5 protein-coding genes are annotated in these 4114 nt (G+C 59.3%); 3 read left to right on the forward strand and 2 right to left on the reverse strand.

Annotation, left to right across the window (positions count from 1 at the left end):
- Nucleotides 1-258 precede the first annotated feature (258 nt).
- On the forward strand, nt 259-582 hold the full coding sequence (gene fdxA, locus VJ956_RS06565; RefSeq protein ID WP_324082998.1) for a ferredoxin FdxA: 324 nt from the start codon (nt 259-261) through the stop codon (nt 580-582).
- A gap of 6 nt (nt 583-588) precedes the next feature.
- On the opposite strand, the gene VJ956_RS06570 is transcribed toward fdxA, so the two are convergent.
- Nucleotides 589-1251 carry a LysE family translocator gene (locus tag VJ956_RS06570; RefSeq protein ID WP_324083000.1) on the reverse strand — a complete coding sequence of 221 codons (663 nt, stop codon included), beginning with the start codon at nt 1249-1251 and terminating at the stop codon, nt 589-591.
- Nucleotides 1252-1260: 9 nt separating this feature from the next.
- Nucleotides 1261-2292, reverse strand: coding sequence for a hypothetical protein (locus VJ956_RS06575; protein WP_324083002.1), 1032 nt, complete (start codon nt 2290-2292; stop codon nt 1261-1263).
- Nucleotides 2293-2497: 205 nt separating this feature from the next.
- Here VJ956_RS06575 and VJ956_RS06580 point away from each other — a divergent pair, with 205 nt between their 5' ends.
- Both VJ956_RS06580 and VJ956_RS06585 read left to right on the forward strand, forming a co-directional pair.
- Complete coding sequence (locus VJ956_RS06580) at nt 2498-3304, forward strand: PhzF family phenazine biosynthesis protein (protein WP_324083004.1); 807 nt, start codon at nt 2498-2500, stop codon at nt 3302-3304.
- The coding region (locus VJ956_RS06585) for an aminoacetone oxidase family FAD-binding enzyme (RefSeq protein WP_324083005.1) at nt 3301-4114 on the forward strand (814 nt) is incomplete at its 3' end. The genes VJ956_RS06580 and VJ956_RS06585, both read left to right, overlap by 4 nt.

Consider the following 4114-nt stretch of genomic DNA (forward strand, 5'->3'; position numbering starts at 1 on the left):
CTGCCGTGAGCACCGCCTTTCAGGGGGACATGTTCGCGGCCATGGAACCCAGCCGGGTTGAAGAAGCCCTGGCGGCCCTGAACCTGGATGACCTTACGCCAAGAGAGGCACTGAACCGGCTTTACGAACTGCGGGATATTATGGCCGGGGAATAAGACCCGGTAGCGGTAGCGCTTGCGCCTCCGCAGGGGCCTCCCTACAATATCGCGCAATTATTATTACATTGATGAGACTGACTACCGCACCAGAGGACTTTTCATGACCTTCGTCGTTACTGATAACTGCATCAAATGCAAATACACGGATTGCGTGGAAGTCTGCCCCGTGGACTGCTTCTACGAAGGCCCCAACTTTCTGGTGATCGACCCGGACGAGTGCATTGACTGCGCCCTGTGCGAGCCGGAGTGCCCTGCCGAAGCGATATTTTCAGAGGATGAATTGCCCGCGGATCAGGAGCATTTCACCGAACTGAACGCCGAACTTGCCGGCAAATGGGAAAACATCACCGAGAAGAAAGACCCGCTGCCGGATGCCGAGGAATGGGACGGCCAGCCCAACAAACTCAAGTATCTGGAGCGCTGATCGGGCTCAGTCGAGCCCCAGCCTGACCCCGATTGCGACGAAGAAGCCGCCCGTCAGTCCATTGAGGGCGCGCTTCACGCCCTGGCCCACCTGAAATTTCTGTGATTTGAGCACCATCACCGCAACCAGGCACTGCCAGCTCATCGACAGCACAAAATGCAGCCCCGCCAGAACAATGGATTGAGCAAACGCCGGCCCTGCCGGATCAATAAACTGGGGCAGCAGCGCCATGTAGAAAAGCGCTGTCTTGGGATTGAGAAGGTTCGACAGAACACCCTCGCGGAAGGAAGCCAGGCGTGGCACCGCGGCGCCCCGGCCCGACGCTCTGTCTGGCGGATTGCTGAAACGCCGGGAAGCAGTTTCAGGTTGTGACCCCGCCAGCGCCTGGCGCAGAGACATGATTCCCAGCCAGACCAGATAACAGGCCCCGGCCCACTTCAGCGCGGTAAACGCCCAGGCGGTTTCAACCAGCAGGATCGAAATTCCCAACGCCGAAAGCGTGGCGTGAATAAACAGCCCGCAGCAGATACCAAAGCTGGTCACCACGCCATCACCGAGGCCGCCGCGCCCGGTATTGCGCATCACCAGCAGCGTGTCGATACCCGGCGTCAGTGTTAACAGGGTAACCGCGGCCAGGTAGGCCCAGAGCAGTTCAACAGGTATCCACATTGTCACTCACTAACCTTGCGCGAGAAGTTTTCTGGCGGCCGCCGAGGTGTAGAAAGCGGTCAGGCGGCGGCGGATCAGAGCCTCAAGGTAGCCTTCCTTATGCAGCACATCCAGAAGCGGCAGCTCAAGGCCGTCAATTTCAGCCATGATCACCTCGCGCTCCACGCCCATCTCCTTGAGCAGTTCGAGAACAGGCCGGTCGCCGTAATACTCGAAAAAGCGGGTAACCACCGCTTCGGCACAGCCCTCGAAATAAGGGGTCTGGCGGAACTGAAGCCAGAATTCATACCCCAGCACCAGAAATCCCTGCATGCGGACATCGCCAAGGCCCTCATGCAGTTCTTCGATGGTCTGGTTTTCCACCGATTCCCAGACCTCCATGATGCTGTCCCGCAGCTCCTCATCGGTCAGTGATTTTTGGAGAAACTCCTCACTGCGGGCAATCAGCCCTGGCAGGCTCTGCGCCAACCAGGCCTTGAAACGGCGCTCAAACGATTCATCCAGCCCGGGCACTGCCCGGTTGGCCATGCGCTTGCCGAACTTCATCATCGAACCGACACCGGGCACATTCTTGGTCAGCAGGTTATCCTCGTACAGAAAGTTGACCACGCCCTGGTAGACCACGGTGGCAACCATTTGCTGGTAGACCGGATGCGACATGACCCCGCTGATCATTCGCTGCCGCTGCTCTTTCAGCGCCAGTGCCTGCTCAAGGAAACCGGTGACCTGTTCGCGGGTGATGATTTCATTCAGTTTCGTGGTCTTCTGGATCGGTGCACTCAGGGCCTCGGTATACATGTCACCGGCCACTCCCGGGATATCCGGGTTCATCTCCATATTGATCACAACCTTTCTGACCAGAACCATGACCTGTTCGGCCGAGGTAATGCGGCCCAGGGTCACGCGGCCGGCGAGATCGAACAGTTCATCCAGTTCCTGCGCCAGAAAACGGCGCATTTTCGCGCCTTTGAGCGCGGACAGTTCATGTTTTACATGCTGCTCGAGCAGCGCATTGGCAAGATCAGAACTGGGCTTGGTCATAATCGGCATCCAGAATAAATTTTGCTTTATTTGATACAGTGGACAGCTTCCGGCGATGTCCCCATAAGGCTATCACCCAACCGCAGCAAAATCTTGGCCCCGGAAGTGGAGATTCTGCCAGAACCGGCCGGGACCATGGAAAATCTGGCACCGCATAGCCTCTTTGTTCAGAATACGCGAACCATTGATCTGACGGGACCTTCCCATGCCCTACCCCATCTACCAGCTTGACGCCTTTACCGACCAGTTGTTCAGCGGCAACCCGGCTGCGGTAATGCCATTGCAGGAGGACCTGCCCGATGACATCCTGCTGGCACTGGCCGCTGAAAACAATCTGTCGGAAACGGCCTTTATTACCCCGCTGCCGGCAGACCAGGACGCGGATTTCAGCATTCGCTGGTTTACACCCGCTACCGAGGTGCCGCTTTGTGGCCATGCCACGCTCGCGTCGGCCTGGGTTATTTTCAACCTGCTGGAATGGCCGGAAGACAGCGTGAGCTTCCAGTCGAAAAGCGGACGGCTGGGGGTCAGCAAAGGCGCCGATGGCTGGCTGACCCTGGACTTTCCCAACCTGCCATACCAGGAACAGCCGACACCACAGGCTATCCGGGATGCCCTTGCAGACGCGCCGGAGCAGGCCTGGTTTGTGCCGAGCGATACCAACTATATGATAGTGCTGGCCGATGAGGCCGCCGTGAAAGCGGCAGAGCCGGACCTGCGAACCCTTAAAACCCTGGGCAATCAGGGTCTGATCATCACCGCACCCGGGCAGGACTGCGATTTCGTCAGCCGTTATTTCGCCCCCGGCGCCGGTGTCGATGAAGACCCGGTTACCGGTTCCATTCACAGCGTTCTGGTACCCTACTGGGCAGAAAAGCTCGGCAAAAACCGGCTTGACGCCCGCCAGGTGTCCCGACGCGGCGGTACCCTGCGCTGCGAGCTGAAAGGCAACCGGGTCGCCATTGCCGGCCAGGCCGTGCTGTTTATGGAAGGCACTGTTGAGCTGCCATGAGCCAATCCACGCCCCACTACGATGTGATCATTATCGGCGCAGGCGCTGCCGGCCTGATGTGCGCGGCGACGGCCGGCTACCGTGGCCGCAGCGTGCTGGTGCTGGACCATGCCAACAAACCGGGCAAGAAGATCCTGATGTCCGGCGGCGGCCGTTGCAATTTCACCAACCTGAACAGCACCCCGGCCAACTTCCTGTCTGACAACCCCCACTACTGTATTTCCGCACTCAAGCGCTACACCCCGCAGGATTTTCTGGAGCTGGTGGACAGGCACGGCATCGAGCACGAGGAAAAAGCCGCCGGGCAACTGTTCTGCAGGGACAGCGCAAAGGACATACTGAATCTGCTGCTGACCGAATGCGACTGGGCGGGGGCCGAGGTCCGGATGAAAACCAGCGTCGACTCGGTATCGGAACTGGATGACGGCTACCGGCTGAAAACCGCCACGGCAGAGCTTTCGTGCGAATCACTGGTGATTGCCTCCGGCGGCCTGTCCATCCCCACCATGGGCGCATCCGCTTTCGGCTATGAGATTGCCCGGCAGTTCGGACTGACAATCCTGCCCACGCGCGCCGGGCTGGTGCCCTTCACCCTGCAGCCACAGTTGAAGGAGCAACTGGCCCCGCTGGCCGGCGTCAGCTGCCCGGTGGATGTCCACTGCCGCAAAGCCCATTTTCTGGAACCCATGCTGGTCACCCATCGCGGCCTCAGCGGGCCTGCCATGCTGCAGATTTCCAGCTACTGGTCGCCCGGGGATTCCCTGCTGGTGAACACGCTGCCAGGGCGCGACGTGCAGGAGGATCTTCACA

The organism is Marinobacter sp. (genome assembly GCF_035268745.1).
Classification (GTDB): Bacteria; Pseudomonadota; Gammaproteobacteria; order Pseudomonadales; family Oleiphilaceae; genus Marinobacter.